This window comes from Deltaproteobacteria bacterium (assembly GCA_019912665.1).
Lineage (GTDB): Bacteria > Desulfobacterota > GWC2-55-46 > GWC2-55-46 > GWC2-55-46 > UBA5799.
Genome location: JAIOIE010000018.1, coordinates 541,458 through 556,707, shown reverse-complemented (window position 1 = coordinate 556,707; position 15,250 = coordinate 541,458). Strand labels below are relative to the sequence as shown.

Sequence of the window (15,250 nt, the reverse complement as noted above, 5' to 3'; positions counted from 1 at the left end):
TTTATTTAAAGTCTATACCGGGCCGGGGCGCAATTCAAAAAAGCCGCGCCATGCGGGCCGTAAACATCTCTTCTTGTCCGTATAGGTCCTTTAGGAGTATAATCCAAGGCAGGGCCGCGCCCGAAGGTCCAGGGCCGCCCCGGCCCGGAAAGCGGTCCCTTTCTCAATCCGGATTGACCATGAAAATCGAGGAAGCGCTCGACAGCCTGGATGCCGCGTTGCTCTACATCGACTGCCGGCACCGGATACAGTGGATGAACCAGAGGGCCGCCGAATGGTTCGGGACCCAGACGGGCAGGAGAAGGGCCTGCTACAGGGTCGCGAGCCGGGGCCCCGAGTTCTGCGCCATCTGTCCGACCGGGCGCGCTATCGAATGCGGCGCGCCCGCCCACTACGAGTTTACGCTCGATTCGAAGGACGACGGCCAGCCGCGGGAGTTCGAGGTCATTGCCGTCCCTGCAAGCGGCAAGGGCGGCGCCCCGGGTAGCGTCTTCGAGATCATAATGGACGTCACCGGAAAGGGGCTCATAAGGATAAAGCAGGAGGAGCTTATGGAGAAGGTCGAGAAGATGGCCGCCATAGGCCAGCTTGCGGCCGGCATAGCACATGAGCTCAATACCCCCCTCGGGACCATCTCGATAATCTCCGACGAAATAGCGCGCATGGTGGAGAAGGGCGGCGCACGGGACCTTCCCCGGGAGGTCTTAAGCGAGCACCTCTCCGACATGAAGGGCGAGATAGAAAGGTGCAGGGGCATAATAAACGACCTCCTGGGTTTCTCGCAGGCCGGGGTCACTCGCCTTGTGCCGACCGACATAAACCCGCTCGTCCAGAGGGCCTTGAAGTTCGCCACAAGAGGGGAGGGCTCCAAGGCGGTCGAGCTTTCTACCGCTCTTGATCCCGGGATACCCCATGCCTCAACAGACCCGGACAGGTTCAGGCAGGTCCTCTTTAACGTCGTAAGGAACGCGATAGACGCGGTCGAGGAGAACGGTGGCGGAAGGGTTTCGGTATCTACATCCTTCTCCGGCTTCGTGCGGGTGAGCGTAACGGACGACGGCCCCGGCATCCCCCGGGAGCTTTTAAAGAGGGTCTTCGAGCCCTTCTTTACGACAAAGCCTGTCGGCAAGGGCACGGGCCTCGGCCTTTCGGTGAGCTACGGCATCATGCGGGACCTTAAAGGCGAGATACGGATAGAGAGCAAGCCCGGCCTCACCAGGGTAGATCTCCTCCTGCCCCCGGCTGCAGATGGGAACGAAAGGGGGGCGGGCTGATGGCGCGCATCCTGGTCCTCGATGACGACAGAATCTTCAGGAAGACCCTTTGCATGGCGCTCTCGGCCCGCGGCCACGACGTGAAGCCCGCCGCGACCGGGGAGGAGGCGCTTTCAATGGCCTCGGCCTCGTCCTTTGACGCCGCCATCATAGACATGATGATGCCCGGCATGAACGGCTTCGAGGTGCTCTCGAGGCTCCGGGAGGTCCGGCCCGCCACGGCCTGCATCATATTGACCGGGTACGGCTCCATATCCGACGCGGTCACCGCCATAAAGCTCGGCGGTTATAACTACCTCACGAAACCGTGCTCCATAGACGAGATAGAAAGGGTGCTCTCGGGCATAACACCGGCGGACGGGCCCGAGCCTGACTGCCAGGGCATGGCAGGGTCGAGCCTGGCCATGAAGGAGGTGGCGCGTTTCATACGGAGGGTAAAGGACACGGGCCTACCTGTCCTAATCTCGGGCGAGAGCGGCACTGGAAAGGAGCTTGTGGCGCGCGCCCTCCATTTCGAGAGCATAAGGAAGGAGATGCCCTTTATCGCCGTGAACTGCGCTTCTTTAAAGGCGGGCCTGCTTGAGAACGAGCTCTTCGGCCACGTAAAGGGCGCGTTCACAGGCGCGCTGGACTCTAAAGACGGCCTCCTCCGGGCAGCCGACAACGGCACCCTCTTTATCGACGAGATAGGCGACATGGAGCTGCCGGTTCAGGCAATGCTCTTGAGGTTCATGGAGACCGGCTCGTTCCGGCCCCTGGGCTCGAACCGGGAGATGAGCGTAAACACACGGATAGTAGCCGCCATCAACAAGGACATAGAAAAGGAGGTGGCGGCCGGGAGGTTCAGGCTGGATTTCTATTACAGGCTGAACGTCTGCAGGGTCCATATCCCGCCGCTCAGGGAAAGGCCCGAGGACATACCCGCGCTTGCGTCATTTTTCCTTGAGAGGGCTTCTAAAGCGCGCGGTAAAAGGTTCTTTTTCGGCCCAGGCGCGCTAGACGTACTTAAGGGCCACAGCTGGCCTGGTAACGTAAGGGAGCTTAAGAACCTCATGGAGAGCGCAGCGGTCATGAGCCCTGGCGAGGCCATAACAGAAGGCCTGCTTCTGGATTCGCTCAAACAACGCCGGTCCGGTCCCTTGCCGCGCCCGGAAAAGGGCTCGCTCGAAGGCTCAGAGAGGGACTGCATAGCAGGGGTCCTTGAGGCCAACGGCTGGAACGTAAGCCGCTCGGCCAGGGTCCTCAGGATAGACCGCCGGACGCTCCAGAGAAAGATGACGAAATACGGCCTCAAGCAGGGCGGCCCCGCCTGATGCATGGCAAAGCGCAAGAGTGCCGCATGCGGCAAAGTTGCGCATTAGCCTTTAACCATCCGATATCAACATAGTTTCCACCTGCCGGTAAAGCAAGTGAGCGGCATTCTGCCGCAGCGTCCTTTTGCCCGAACACAGTCTGGATCGAAAAGCCCTTTAAAAGGCCGCATCCTTTTTTGGCACGGTTGTTGCTAAGTTGCTAAAATGTCAATACATGCTAAGCTATACACAACGGCTGCTCGGCTGTCTTCCAACCGGCGCGGGAAGAGAGGGCGTTTTGTTCAGGTTCAGCAAAGGTTCCGGTTACGCGATAGCCGGTCTCGTGTACATCTCAACCAGCAAGGCATCCGATTACACGGGGATAGACGAGATATCGAGGGCCACGGGTATTTCGAAGCAGTACCTCGCGAAGCTCTTCCGGACGCTTGCATCGAGGGGCATAATAAGGTCGGCAAGGGGACGGGACGGCGGGTTCATGCTCGACAGGGACCCCGGCACGATAACCCTCCTCGAGGTCGTCGAGGCCATAGATGGCCCGGTCGAGGCCGGCTGCGTCATCAAGGATGACGAATGCGAGGACCGTTCCGAATGCCTGCTCCAAGCCGTACTTAAAAGGTGTTCTTTAAGTGTTGCGGGCATTCTCGCGTCCGAGAGCATCGGGGGGATAGGGCCCGGTTTTTTTTGCAAATAAAAAGGACTAAGAAGACCTTAATTATCCAAAAAATCGCAAAAATCCGGCCGGAAGGCCGGACTGTCCAGGAGGTAAAACGAGATGAACGGGCACGCGCATGAACTGAAGTGGCACACCAGCTACTGGCCGCTCCTGGTGAGCGTGGGGATACTCTTCCTCGCGCCGCTGGCCTTCGGCTTCTATTTTGTCTACAAGATGCCGATGGCGGCCTTCATCTGCCTGGGGATAGGGGCGCCGCTGGTGCTCATATCCATCATAGGCTGGGTCAGGGAGGGGCTGGAAGACGAGCACGGGTACTCGATAGGCTTGAGCGTCTGGGCAATGCCGTTTTTCATAGTGGCTGAGGCCTTCCTCTTCATAGGCTTTTTCGCGGCATACTGGGTGACAAGGCTTACGGCGCCTTTCTGGCCACCGCCCGGCACCCCGGAGATGTCGATGGCTGTGCCCGTGGTCATGACCTTCATATTGGTCGCCTCGAGCTTCACCATCCACCTCGCCGAGGAGAAGATAGAGGAGGAGCATTACGACAGGAAAGGGTTCATCTTCTGGCTCGTGGTCACGATGGTCCTGGGCACGGTCTTCCTCGGCATATCCGCTTTCGAGTGGACCGAGTTCTACCACCACGGCTTCACCTTCGGCACGAACGTCTTCTCGTCGTCCTTTTTCTCCATAACGGGTTTCCACGGATCTCACGTAATTGTGGGGCTGGCGCTTTTCCTGTGCATACTCCTCCCGGCGCTCTCTGGCAAGGTCAACAAGGCCTTCGTCAAATCAGCCTCGGTCTACTGGCATTTCGTTGACGTAGTATGGTTCTTCGTGGTCTCGCAGCTCTATTTCTGGTAGGGCTGGGGCGGTTATTATAATGAGAGAGGAAAGGAGCTGGAATATATGAAGACATTCAGGCGGCTCATCGCGGGGGGCGCCCTCCTTCTGCCGGTGAAACTGGCCGATGCCGCTGAGGGCGGCGGCGCCGTGCCGGACATAACCGAAGGCTGGCACCACCTCTGGCAGGAGCTCTTGCTGGACATAACCATTATCGGGGTCATCTTTGCGGCGGTTACTCTCTATCTGCTCATAAGGTACAGGAGGAGGAAAGAAGGAGAGGAGGGGAAGGGCACGGCGCTTACGCCTCTTGCCTCCCTTGGCTGGGTGATCATCCCGGCTTTCATATTCCTGGCCGACGACGTCTTCCTCGCGGCCAAGAACTTCGAGCTCTGGAACAAGATGAGGGAGGTGCCCGAAGGGTCTTACGAGGTCAAGGTCGAGGCGTACATGTGGGGCTGGGACATAACCTACCCCGGCGGGGCGACCACCACGAACGAGCTAAGGGTACCGGAGGGAACGCCCGTAAAGGTGGCGCTTTCGAGCAGGGACGTCCTCCATAGCTTCTTCATACCGGATTTCAAGGTCAAGTGGGACACGGTTCCCGGCATGGACACCTACATCTGGTTTTACCCGAAAACGGCGGGCGAGCACGTCATGACCTGTGCGGAGTTCTGTGGCACCCTGCATTCGAGCATGCACGGCAAGGTCATCGTGATGCCCGAGGCAGAGTTCAAGAAATGGATAGAGGAGAACACTCCTCAGAAAAAAGAAGCTTAGGAGGGGTATATGAGCTCAACCATGGTCACCGGTTCCGTAGACACGCGCCACGCGGCCGGCTCCGGATTCAGCCTCAAGGAATGGGTCTTCACGACGGACCACAAGAGGGTCGCGGTGCTCTACATGATAGGCGCTTTCGCCGCCTTCCTGGTCGCGGGAATAATGGCCATCCTCATGAGGACGGAGCTTGCGAGCCTCGGCCCGACCGTGACGGACAACCCGGGCGCCTATAACACATGGCTCTACTTCCACGGGGCCGCGATGATACTCGGCTACCAGATACCGGCGCTCACCGGCTTTTTCGCCAACTACTACGTCCCGCTCATGATAGGCGCGAAGGATGTCGCGTTCCCGAGGGTGAACGCGCTTAGCGTCTGGCTCTTCTGGATGGGCCTGGTCGTGGCGCTCCTCACGTTCGTAATACCCGATCCGCCGGACATAATGTGGACGGGCTACCCGCCGTACTCGCTCCTCACGGGCGGCAACACCGCTTTCTATACCTTCACCGTGCTCCTCATGGGCTTTTCATCGATAGCGGCGGGGGTGAACTTCCTTACGACGATAATCTACATGAGGGCTCCTGGCCTTACCTGGAGCAAGCTCAACATCTTCATCTGGTGCACCCTGGCGGCCTTCATCATACAGATAATATTCGTCCCGATACTGGGCGTGGCGGTCACTATGCTCTCGCTCGATAAGTACCTCGGCACGCATTTCTTCAACGCCGCCGCCGGCGGGAGCGCCCTCATATACGAGAACCTCTTCTGGTTCTACTCGCACCCCGCGGTCTATGTAATATTCCTTCCGGCTGTAGGGCTCATTTACGAGATAGTGGCAACATTCGCCAGGAACAGGATATTCAACCACATGAAGATGGTCTATTACGGCATCTTCGGCGTCCTGGGCCTTACGGGCCTGGTCTGGGCGCACCACCTCTATATCGCGGGCATCCCCAACTGGATGGTGCTCATCCATGTGTTCACCACGCTCGTCATAAGCGTGCCGGTCGGGCTCCTCATGATTGGGCTCCTTGGCACTCTCTACAAGGGCTCAATACAGTATTCGACGCCAATGCTCTACGCAGCCGGGTTCCTCTTTCTCTTCCTCGTAGGAGGATTGACCGGGATACCAAACGCCATGTCCGCCATCTACATGCACCTCACGGACACTTACTGGATGCCCGGCCACTTCCACTACGTCATGGCCGTTTCCATGACCACCGCGATACTCGGCGGCACCTATTACGTGCTCCCCAAGATGACCGGCAGGATGTACAGCGAAACGCTCGGGAAGCTCGGGTTCTTTCTCTTCTTCATAGGCGTGAACATAACATTCATGTTCACGCTGATTATGGGAGTTAAGGGCCTGCCGCGGAGGTATTACGATTACCAGCAGTTCCCTGAGCTGGAATGGATGCAGCAGTGGGCGACCATCGGTTCGTATATAATACTACTCGGGGCGCTGGTGGTGCTCATCTCCTGGCTGCACTGCGTTTTTTTCGGCAAAAAGGTCGGGCCCAACCCCTGGGGCTCGCGCTCGCTTGAATGGACGCACGCGCCTTCGCCCCCTCCGCCCGGCAACTTCGGCGGGGAGGTGAAAGTCCCCGAGGACTGGAGCCCTTACGGATACGGCAAATAGCATCAGGACTGGTATCGGTCCGGCCAGGGCGGAATCAGGGGTGACCCCGGAACGGCCGGACGATTTTTCAGAAATCGGCGCTTGCCCGGCGTGCAGGGCCGGGTCAGGCTGCCCGGTCATCGAAAGGTGCAGGCATGTGAAAAGGCCGGCGGAGACGAATCAATCAGGGGGGCTGACATGCGGGTAGCCATCACTCAAATAATCCCGACGGGGCTAAAGGCCTTAACGGCATCCGGAGCAGCGGGGCTTCTCAGGCAATCGAGGTGCCTGGCCCTATTGAAGCTCAGGATATGCTGGCTCATAACGCTCTCGGCGGTCGTGGGGCTTCTTGCCGCGCCTTACGGGTTCTCGCCGGAAAAGGCCCTGTATCTTGCTTTGGCAACGATGGCCGCGGCTTCAGCCGCGAGCGCTCTCAACCACTATTTCGACAGGGACATAGACGCTGTAATGAAGAGGACCAGGGGCAGGCCGCTCGTTTCGGCCTGCCCGCCGTCCGCCGCTCCGGTGCTCGCCGTTATCCTCCTCGCCATTTCGGTGGCGGTCTCGCTACTTAAGCTCAACTACATGGTGGCGCTCCACCTTTTCCTGGGCGCGTTCGTCTACGCGGTCGTCTACACCGTGTGGCTCAAGAGAAGGAGCAGCCTCAATATCGTGATAGGGGGCCTCGCCGGCAGCTTCGCCGTGCTCGCCGGAGGCGCTTCGGCAGAGCCGGCCTTCTGCTCGGCCCCTGTCCTGCTAGCGGTGGTCCTTTTTTTCTGGACCCCGTCGCACTTCTGGAGCTTCGCCATAGTGCACAGGGAAGACTACGAGAGGGCGGGGGTGCCGATGCTCCCTAACGTGGTGGGCGACAGGAAGGCTGCCGTCTGGATAATGGCGAATACCGCGGTGCTCGTCGCGTCCTCTTTCGTTCCGGTCGCACTCGGCCTTTTCGGGGCGCTATATGCGGCATCCGCCGCGATCGCCGGTGGGCTCTTCCTTTACCGTAGCGCGCTCCTCGTAAGAGACCAGTCAAAGGAGGCTGCCTGGAGGAACTTCAAGGCCTCCATGGCATACCTTGCCATACTCTTTGCGGGCGTAATATTGGACGCCCTCGCGGGATAGCGGTGATCCGCGCGCTTTCAGCCATATTGATTGCAATCCTGGCCCTTGCCGCGCCCTCCATGTGCTATTCAGAGGTCCCGGCCGGCGCACGATTGACAGACCGCACCCTCGTCGACCAGGACGGCAAGTCCTTCAGATTGAGCGAGCTATATGGAAAGCCGCTGGTCTTAAGCTTCGTCTACACATCCTGCACCCATACCTGCGGCACCCATACCGACAGCTTGAGGGGCGCGTTCATGAGCCCGGGCTCGGGCTTCGGGACCGCCTTCACCGCGCTTACAATTGGTTTCGATACCGCGAACGACACCCCGGAGGCGCTTAAGGAGTACGGCGGGAAATTCACGGACGACTTCGGATCGTGGAAATTTGCGACCTCCGATCAGAAGACCGTCGACGCGCTCGTAAGAGAAGCGGGGTCCGCATACAGGAAGACGGCAAACGGCTTTGACCATCCGAACCTGGCGGTCATCATAGGGCCTGACGGCAGGGTGGCAAGGCGGCTTTACGGGAACGAAATCGACCCCAAGGAGTTTTCCGAGGCTGTAAGGTCCTCTCTGGACCCTGCGGCCGCGCCCGCTCCCCCGCAATCATCCGGCATATTAGGTTTCCTCAAATCCATCTGCTATACCTATGACGAGGAGACCGGAACCTACGGCCCGGATTACGGTTTTCTCGCAAAGGTAGGGATGGGGCTAATGGTCTATACGGCCTTTCTCTTCTTCGCGCTTTATATCTTCCGCTCAGCCAGAAAAAAGTCCGGCCCCTAGCGAAAACGGACGCTCCTCCGCACCAGAACCCGTTTTAAGCTCCTTTCAGCGCCTCAAGACCGCATGAGACAGTCCCTTTAAGGATAGGGACTTCTGCGGCCTCACGCCGGGGCCGAAAAGCACGAATGAAGAAAAAAGGAACGGCTTGCACGAATCCGCTTGACAAGGCAAGTAGATCCGGTGTAAATGAATATGAAAGTCAAATTCAAAATGTCCCGGACTCCGGTCCGGGGCAGCTCAGCTGGCCGCGCGGGACCAGTGCCTGGGGAGGTGCCCGCGGTTAATGAACATGAAAATCAAATCACAGCATTGTCCGGGCCCCTTTTCTGAGCGGCCCGGGCGCGCAGCCGTACAAAAGAGGTGGTCATGGACACGCCCGGTGAATTGGATGGCAAGCTTAAAGCCGAGATCAGGTGCAGGAAGTGCAACAGGCTCCTCATGAAAGGAGAGGTCAGGCATGTGGAGATAAAATGCCCGAAGTGCAGGCTTATCCAGGAAATAGGCAGTCCTGGAGCCGAAAGAGATTGATAGCCCCCGTTTGTTGATACATCCGTCATCCCATCTACCCTCAGGCCCTTCCAGGGCTGAAGGCGAGTGCTTTCCGAGCGCCGTATTTAACCCCAGAGGATTCCGAGTCCCGTATCGATGCCGCATTCACTGCGGCTCACGTATTTGAGGCGGGATATGCAAGCAATAGCGCTCGGAGCCGATTGAGCGTTCGGACTGCACTGCCGCCCTGGATTAATCAACGGGCCGGTATAGACCAACGAAGCAAAGAGGAGGGGAAGATGAAAGGCTTGAGGAACATGACTGCAACGGCATTTACGGCGGCGCTCCTTTTCGGGACAATTCCAGCGGAGGGAAGCGCGGCGGAAAGCGACTTGAGCGAGCTTAACCGGAAAATGGAGATTTTGACCGAAGAGGTCGAGAAACTCAAGCTCGGAGAGGTCGCCGAGGACAAGTACGAGTCCTTCTCGGGCCTCGGCCCGGCTGCCTCGAAGGTATACGGCAAAAGGGGCGGGCTCTCCATGGGCGGCTACGGCGAGTTCTTCTATACGAACTACCTCGACGACACGAAAAAGGACCTGGCGGACACGCTCCGGTTCATCCTGTACACCGGGTACAAGTTCACGGACAATATCGTGCTCAACGCGGAGATAGAATTCGAGCACGCCAACGAGGTCTTCGTCGAGTTCCTTTATGTCGACTTCCTTGTGAACGAGGCGTTTAACGTAAGGCCCGGCCTCCTCCTCGTGCCCATGGGAATAGTGAACGAGTTCCACGAGCCCACGACCATCCACGGGGTAAACCGCCCCGAGGTCGAGAGGAACATAATCCCCACCACCTGGCGCGACCTGGGGGTCATGGTGCACGGAGAGGTTGGTAACCTCTCCTACAAGGCCGCGGTTCTTAACGGCCTCAAATCCGACAGCTTCAGAAAATCGGACTGGATAAGGAACGGCAGGTTCAAGGGCACGAGCGCCAACGCCGAAAGCCTGGCCTATGTACTGAACCTCGAGTACGACATAGCCGAGGGCTTCTCCCTCGGCGGCAGCTATTATATCGGCGAGGCCGGCGCGGGCAAAGGTGGTGACGTCGTTTCGGCAGCGGACAAGAACGCTGATATCGACCTCTGGGAGGTCCACGCCATATTCAGGCAGAAGGGGCTTGAGCTACGCGGCCTCTATGTCGAGGGCAGGCTCGACGGCAATGACGCCTTCGATGCGGCCCCTCCGACCGATGTGGGCAAAAAGGCGAGAGGATGGTACGCCGAGGCTGCATACGACGTAATGCCTCTTATAAAGCCCATGTCCGAGGCGGCCCTTACGCCCTTTGTGAGGTATGAGGACTACGACACCCACCACGAGGTCTTTAGCGGCGTTACGAAGGACCCGACCCAGCACAGGAAGATAACGACCCTGGGCGTGGGGTATAAACCCATCCATAATGTCGTCATAAAGGCGGACTACCAGATAAGGGACACCGATTCAAACCTCCCGGAGGGGAAGGGGACCGGGCTTGACGAGAACAAGATAGACCAGTTCAACCTGGGCGTTGGCTTCATATTCTAAGAAGAAAGGCGCCGCATGGGACAGAAAAAAAGACCTCTCTTCCTCCTTGGCTTCAAGGCGGCCGGGGCGTCCGCCTTGAAGGCGCGGTCTGTTTTCCTGGTCCTTGCGGCGCTCCTCGTCTGGGCCTTGCCCCTTGACGCGAAGGTCTTCGCGACGAGGGACGAGGCCCTTGCGAGGGCCTTTCCAGGGCTTGAAGTCATGAGAGATTCAATCTTCCTCAAGGACACGGACCTCGATGAGATCGAGAAGGCTTCGGGGGTGAGGCCGGGCTCAAAGCTATTCACCTATTACGCGGCTCGCGGAAAGGGCGGCATAGAAGGTTACGCGGTAATAGAAAGCCACGTCGTCAGGACCAAGCCCGAGGCGTACATGGCTGTCATAAGCCCGGGAGGGGAGCTCCGTTACGTCGAGATACTCGCCTTTTACGAGCCGCTCGAATACATACCCTCGAAAAGGTGGCTCGACCAGTTCAGGGGCAAAAGGCTCACGGAAAGCCTCTGGATAAACAGGGACATACAGTCCATAACCGGGGCTACCCTTACGGCATTCGGCCTTACAAGGGAGATAAGGAAGACGCTTGCGGCAATGGGGCTCGTTTTGCAGGGAGGGTCGCGGTGAAGTACCTTAAAAACGGCGAGGCCCCTCAGGGCAAGCTCCTGAAGACGGTCCTCTTTGCAGGGCTTCTTTACCTCGCCTTCTCCCATCTGGCGGGCCTCGTGATACACGCCGACAGGATAGGGTGGAGCTATCACGGGGTCGTAAGCCATTACCTTGGCTCGGAGGAGGCGTTCAAGAACCCGGTCTCCTTCCAGGGACTCCTGGAGATAACGCACATGCACATGTTCGCAATGGGCATAGCAATATTACTTGCCGGCCATCTCGCGGCTGCCATGCCGATTCCGGCATTTGCAAAATACCTGCTCGTGCTCATGCCGATCGCATCCGGCCTGTCGGACGCGCTCTCGGGCTGGCTCATAGTCTATGTCTCGGAAAAATTCGCCTACCTCAAGATAGCCTCGCTCACCTTATTCGAGGTCTCCTTCGCCTTGCTCCTTATCGCGGCTTTCCTCTCCTTGAAGGGAGCAAAAAACGGCGCACTTTCGAGGAAGGGAGCCCGCAGGCCTAAGCTAAATCATCCGCCGCAATCGGCTTTGCACGAAAAAAGTAAGTAAATTCAATCAATTAGAAAAAAGCCGCTCTTGACTTCGCACCCGTCCCGGAATAAAATGGCGGGTGAGCTTTGTATTGCTCGATTACGGTTATAAGCAAGGAGCACAAATATGGGCCATATCGCAAAAGCTGACCTTAAGGAATATAATGTCTGGGACCGAACGGTCCGCTGGTTCCATTGGATAAACTTCGTCTCGGTCCTCGGGCTTATCGTCATCGGGACAGTCATACTTTTCAGCAAAGAGCTTGGGATAGGGAACGACGGGAAGGTGCTCTTGAAGACCGTCCATGTGCTCACGGGCTATGTCTTCGTCGTGAACCTGGCATGGCGGGCCATCTGGGGCTTCATCGGCAGCCGCTACGCGAGGTGGGGGGCTATTCTCCCGTTTGGCAGGGGCTACATGGCCGATCTGAGGGAATACTCGGCAGGCTTCCGGATGGGCGATGCCCCGGGCTGGCTCGGGCATAACCCCGTAGGGAAGCTCATGGTAGCGGCGCTTTTCGCGGTCCTCCTTGCGATGGGAGGGTCAGGTCTCATGCTCGCGGGGACCGATATCTACTTTCCGCCTTTCGGCGGAAGCGTCAAATCATGGATAGCCGAAGACCGGTCCAACCTGGATGTGATAAAGCCCTATTCGAAAGAGAACGTGAACGAGGCGAGATTCGAGGAGATGCGGGCCTTCAGGAAGCCGTTCATAACGACCCACGAGACGCTCTACTATGTCCTTCTTGCCCTTGCAGCCGCGCATATAGCTGGCGCTGTCGTGACGGAAATAAGGGAAAGGAACGGCATAATATCGGCCATGTTCACCGGCCGGAAGGTCTTCGGCAAGAGGCCGGTCGATTACCGCGATTAGCAGGGCGTTGAAAAACAGCCTGCTATGTAATCCATGTTGCCAAAGTGCGAGAGCTTGAAAAATCGAGCAATTTGTAAGGCTTGGCCGAATTTATTTCGGACAAGCCGTAGTTGAAAAAGCCCAGGAAGTACTTTTTCAAAATCCTGTTAGTGAGGCGGTGGGATCTGTTGGGATCTATCGATTCGATCCGTCCATCCTGGACCTTACGATATAACGTATCCCGTTCCTCGTCGCCTCGAGCACCTCTATTTCCATGCCCTTGAAGCGGACGAGCCCCTGGCCGGGGAGGTCGTAGGCGAGGTCCTCTGAGACGGAAGGGACGTCCATCCCCCTCCTGTACTCGCGGTAAGCCATCTTTATCGTTTTACCCTGCCTTCCGCTGTAGGAAAGCTCGCGCCTTACCGACCCCCTCTTGTAAAAGGTCTTCATTTTGAGGGACCTCTCCGGCCCCCGCTCCCACACCCTTACGAGCCCGAGGGCGCAGGCCGCGTCGCCATAAGCCGCGCCTTTTTCGTCCACAGCGATGCAGTATTCCCATGCTACCGGCCTCCCGAGCGAGGTCCTGGGCCTGAGCTTCTCGTTCCTGTAAAGCACACCGCCGCCGGGCAGCCTCCCGTAAGGCTTAAGCTCCATCCCTTTCCGTATGGAAGGGTACTCGGCCCCGGCCTGCGGAGGGGGCGTGAAATCAGAGGAGGCCACAAGGGCCTGCCTGACTATGAGCCTCTCCTCCACCGCGATTGCCTCGCCGGTATTCCTTTCATGCACCTGGCCGATGGAATAGGAAACCGTATCCGTTTTGAACGTGTTCGGCTCAACGGGCATTATGGCCGCGCACCCCGCGAACCCGATTAAAACGGCCGCAAGGGCCGTAAGCAGCAAGGCAGGTCTTCCCATTAATCCTCCTTGGGCCGGTCGATTGCCGTCCGGCTTTCGTATGCTATATTTGAAAGGTGGCCTGAGTTCCGCCGGGCCGGGATCTTGCGAGAAAACGCAATGGAAAACCAAAAAGAGATCATAGACTGGGTCGCGTCTGTCGAGGATACCGCCTCGGAGGTCTACGCAGCCGCGGCAAAGGCCTTTGAGGACGATAGCGAGCTCGCAGGGCTGCTCCGCCACCTCTCGGATGAAGAGAGGACGCACCATGAGCTCGTACTACGCGCCGGAAAGGCCCTTTCCGACCGGGAAAACGGCCTTATCGTCTCCCTCGACCCTGAGACCAGGCGGAGGGTCGAGAAGCCCTTCGAGGAGCTTTCCTCCGGGCTTAAGCGCGGCGCCCTCTCCAAGGAGGATCTGCTCGGCCATATTATATCCATTGAATTTTCGGAGTTCAATGACATCTTCCTCTATTTCATGGACGTCCTCAGGGAAAGCTCGGAGGAAGATTTCACCAGGCTTGCCCGGGAGATGGACGAGCACAAGGACCACATAAGGGAGTTTCTTTCCGGAAGACCGGGCCTCGAAGCCATTCTTAAGAGGGCCGACCGGTTCCCGAAGGTCATCAGGGAAAAGATACTGCTCGTTGAGGACCATGAGATGAACCTCAAGCTCCTTGGGGCGGTGCTGGCCGGAGAGGGGTTCATCGAGACCGCGACGAACGGCCGCGATGCGCTTAAGGCCATCGAGTCAGGCCGCCCGTTCGCGGCAATCGTCTCCGATATCGACCTGCCGGGGATAAGCGGGATCGAGCTCTACTTGAAAGCCGTCGAGATCTCCCCTCGATATAAGTCGAGGTTTGTCTTCATCACCGCCTCCGCCGACCTCGAAAGCGTCAGGTTCATAATGGAACGTAATCTGAAATTACTTCGAAAACCGGCCCCGATAAGCGAGATACGGCAGATGGTCCGGGATATTATCAGCTCTGAAAAGGACTGATCGCCTCAGCACGCCCCATGGACGGAATGCCCGTCTCCGGTTCTGGTTCGCCCGCCTCCATTCTATCCCGTTGAAAAGTTACGAAAAAAGGTGTAAAAATGACTCGTAGACCGCTCTCAAAACCTATTCCCGGGAAAAACTGAAATGAATCTAAGGAAGTTGGCTGTAGGCTCCGCAATAGCTCCATTGGCCTGGATGTTCATCTTTACCGATTTCCGGGCCCTGGCCGGACCAACCGAAAAAGCTCCGGCCGCGCAGTACGTCTTCAATTCATTCCTCACCAACGGGAAAAAGGCCGGAGCACTGGTGCTCGGGAAGACCACGCTCGAGGAGGCATTGAGGATGCATCCGGAGGCGCCCTTCAAGCCTTATGACGGAGACGTGCGCCCTGCCGAGGAGGACCCTTCCGCGCCCGGCGGCCTGCCGGAGCTCAAGTTCGTCTACAACCCCTGGCAGACGATGTACTCGCTCTACTTTAACGAAGGCAGGAGGCTCGTCATGGTCTCCGAGCTTAAGGAGCTCGGAAAGCTCTCGGAAAAAGACCTTCTCAAGGAGTATCCGGGAATCTCCGAGACTTACCGCGACAGGCACACGGTCGAGTACCGTTCCCAGCTCGGGCCCTGTGTAAGCTTCATCGCCAGGGTGGGGGCGGCAAAAGGATGGGTCGAGGAGGTCTCATACTCCTTTATCTGTGAAACGCCCTGAGGACTCTTAAGCGGCCTTTCAGCCGGTCCTTTCCATTCCCACCGGAATGCTTGCCAGGCTTAATAGCTTAATATCGCTGGATAAACGCCGATAAGAGACAAGGGGAGCGGTTCCGGCGGCAAAGGCGTCCGGCGGAATGCCCGGTTAAGCCGCGCCGCGGCGGACCGTTCCGGTCCGAAGTCAAAGCC

At 58.1% G+C, this 15,250-nt stretch carries 16 protein-coding genes; 15 read left to right on the top strand and 1 reads right to left on the bottom strand.

The features are described from left to right. The first annotated feature begins 179 nt into the window (after positions 1 to 179). The 13 genes from K8I01_07080 to K8I01_07020 all read left to right on the top strand — a co-directional run bounded on the left by K8I01_07080 (position 180) and on the right by K8I01_07020 (position 12,485). Complete coding sequence (locus K8I01_07080; protein ID MBZ0220180.1) at positions 180 to 1,274, top strand: hypothetical protein; 1,095 nt, start codon at positions 180 to 182, stop codon at positions 1,272 to 1,274. Beyond that, a complete protein-coding gene (locus K8I01_07075; GenBank protein ID MBZ0220179.1) occupies positions 1,274 to 2,587 on the top strand; it encodes a sigma-54 dependent transcriptional regulator in 1,314 nt (437 codons plus the stop codon). The genes K8I01_07080 and K8I01_07075 overlap by 1 nt, the downstream gene beginning before the upstream one ends. Before the next feature lie 277 nt (positions 2,588 to 2,864). Further along, entirely contained in the window at positions 2,865 to 3,278 is a 414-nt protein-coding gene (locus tag K8I01_07070; protein MBZ0220178.1) for an Rrf2 family transcriptional regulator, read from the top strand. An 81-nt stretch (positions 3,279 to 3,359) separates the two neighbouring features. Next, positions 3,360 to 4,121, top strand: a complete 762-nt coding sequence (locus K8I01_07065) for a heme-copper oxidase subunit III (GenBank protein MBZ0220177.1) — start codon at positions 3,360 to 3,362, stop codon at positions 4,119 to 4,121. A 45-nt stretch (positions 4,122 to 4,166) separates the two neighbouring features. Further along, the gene (gene coxB / locus K8I01_07060; protein MBZ0220176.1) at positions 4,167 to 4,880 is read left to right on the top strand and encodes a cytochrome c oxidase subunit II; all 714 of its coding nucleotides are present in this window, start codon (positions 4,167 to 4,169) and stop codon (positions 4,878 to 4,880) included. A 9-nt stretch (positions 4,881 to 4,889) separates the two neighbouring features. Further along, positions 4,890 to 6,518: a cbb3-type cytochrome c oxidase subunit I gene (locus tag K8I01_07055; protein ID MBZ0220175.1), complete on the top strand. Its 1,629-nt coding sequence runs from the start codon at positions 4,890 to 4,892 to the stop codon at positions 6,516 to 6,518. 177 nt (positions 6,519 to 6,695) lie between these two features. Continuing rightward, entirely contained in the window at positions 6,696 to 7,619 is a 924-nt protein-coding gene (cyoE, locus tag K8I01_07050; GenBank protein ID MBZ0220174.1) for a heme o synthase, read from the top strand. A gap of 92 nt (positions 7,620 to 7,711) precedes the next feature. After that, positions 7,712 to 8,386 carry an SCO family protein gene (locus tag K8I01_07045; protein ID MBZ0220173.1) on the top strand — a complete coding sequence of 225 codons (675 nt, stop codon included), beginning with the start codon at positions 7,712 to 7,714 and terminating at the stop codon, positions 8,384 to 8,386. 366 nt (positions 8,387 to 8,752) lie between these two features. Continuing rightward, positions 8,753 to 8,914: a Com family DNA-binding transcriptional regulator gene (locus tag K8I01_07040; GenBank protein MBZ0220172.1), complete on the top strand. Its 162-nt coding sequence runs from the start codon at positions 8,753 to 8,755 to the stop codon at positions 8,912 to 8,914. A gap of 260 nt (positions 8,915 to 9,174) precedes the next feature. Further along, the gene (locus K8I01_07035; protein ID MBZ0220171.1) at positions 9,175 to 10,458 is read left to right on the top strand and encodes a hypothetical protein; all 1,284 of its coding nucleotides are present in this window, start codon (positions 9,175 to 9,177) and stop codon (positions 10,456 to 10,458) included. Between the two features lie 15 nt (positions 10,459 to 10,473). Next, positions 10,474 to 11,076 (top strand): FMN-binding protein, encoded by a 603-nt coding sequence (locus K8I01_07030; GenBank protein ID MBZ0220170.1) that lies wholly within the window; start codon positions 10,474 to 10,476, stop codon positions 11,074 to 11,076. Then, entirely contained in the window at positions 11,073 to 11,630 is a 558-nt protein-coding gene (locus K8I01_07025) for a hypothetical protein (GenBank protein MBZ0220169.1), read from the top strand. The genes K8I01_07030 and K8I01_07025 overlap by 4 nt, the downstream gene beginning before the upstream one ends. Before the next feature lie 108 nt (positions 11,631 to 11,738). Continuing rightward, positions 11,739 to 12,485: a cytochrome b/b6 domain-containing protein gene (locus K8I01_07020; protein ID MBZ0220168.1), complete on the top strand. Its 747-nt coding sequence runs from the start codon at positions 11,739 to 11,741 to the stop codon at positions 12,483 to 12,485. Between the two features lie 174 nt (positions 12,486 to 12,659). Here the strand turns inward: K8I01_07020 and K8I01_07015 are convergent, their stop codons facing one another. Further along, positions 12,660 to 13,379, bottom strand: coding sequence for a hypothetical protein (locus K8I01_07015; protein MBZ0220167.1), 720 nt, complete (start codon positions 13,377 to 13,379; stop codon positions 12,660 to 12,662). Between the two features lie 99 nt (positions 13,380 to 13,478). Between K8I01_07015 and K8I01_07010 the strand changes: the two genes are divergently transcribed. Together K8I01_07010 and K8I01_07005 are read left to right on the top strand one after the other, a co-directional pair. Then, complete coding sequence (locus K8I01_07010) at positions 13,479 to 14,357, top strand: response regulator (GenBank protein ID MBZ0220166.1); 879 nt, start codon at positions 13,479 to 13,481, stop codon at positions 14,355 to 14,357. A 144-nt stretch (positions 14,358 to 14,501) separates the two neighbouring features. After that, positions 14,502 to 15,062, top strand: a complete 561-nt coding sequence (locus K8I01_07005) for a hypothetical protein (GenBank protein ID MBZ0220165.1) — start codon at positions 14,502 to 14,504, stop codon at positions 15,060 to 15,062. Positions 15,063 to 15,250 lie beyond the last annotated feature (188 nt).

Bases quoted from the DNA above. Each gene is read 5' to 3' on its own strand.
- K8I01_07065 (MBZ0220177.1), top strand. From the start codon at position 3,360: ATGAACGGGCACGCGCATGAACTGAAGTGGCACACCAGCTACTGGCCG.
- K8I01_07010 (MBZ0220166.1), top strand. From the start codon at position 13,479: ATGGAAAACCAAAAAGAGATCATAGACTGGGTCGCGTCTGTCGAGGAT.
- K8I01_07005 (MBZ0220165.1), top strand. From the start codon at position 14,502: ATGAATCTAAGGAAGTTGGCTGTAGGCTCCGCAATAGCTCCATTGGCC.
- K8I01_07030 (MBZ0220170.1), top strand. From the start codon at position 10,474: ATGGGACAGAAAAAAAGACCTCTCTTCCTCCTTGGCTTCAAGGCGGCC.
- K8I01_07075 (MBZ0220179.1), top strand. From the start codon at position 1,274: ATGGCGCGCATCCTGGTCCTCGATGACGACAGAATCTTCAGGAAGACC.
- K8I01_07020 (MBZ0220168.1), top strand. From the start codon at position 11,739: ATGGGCCATATCGCAAAAGCTGACCTTAAGGAATATAATGTCTGGGAC.
- K8I01_07015 (MBZ0220167.1), bottom strand. From the start codon at position 13,379: ATGGGAAGACCTGCCTTGCTGCTTACGGCCCTTGCGGCCGTTTTAATC.
- K8I01_07055 (MBZ0220175.1), top strand. From the start codon at position 4,890: ATGAGCTCAACCATGGTCACCGGTTCCGTAGACACGCGCCACGCGGCC.
- K8I01_07080 (MBZ0220180.1), top strand. From the start codon at position 180: ATGAAAATCGAGGAAGCGCTCGACAGCCTGGATGCCGCGTTGCTCTAC.
- cyoE (MBZ0220174.1), top strand. From the start codon at position 6,696: ATGCGGGTAGCCATCACTCAAATAATCCCGACGGGGCTAAAGGCCTTA.
- K8I01_07035 (MBZ0220171.1), top strand. From the start codon at position 9,175: ATGAAAGGCTTGAGGAACATGACTGCAACGGCATTTACGGCGGCGCTC.
- coxB (MBZ0220176.1), top strand. From the start codon at position 4,167: ATGAAGACATTCAGGCGGCTCATCGCGGGGGGCGCCCTCCTTCTGCCG.
- K8I01_07040 (MBZ0220172.1), top strand. From the start codon at position 8,753: ATGGACACGCCCGGTGAATTGGATGGCAAGCTTAAAGCCGAGATCAGG.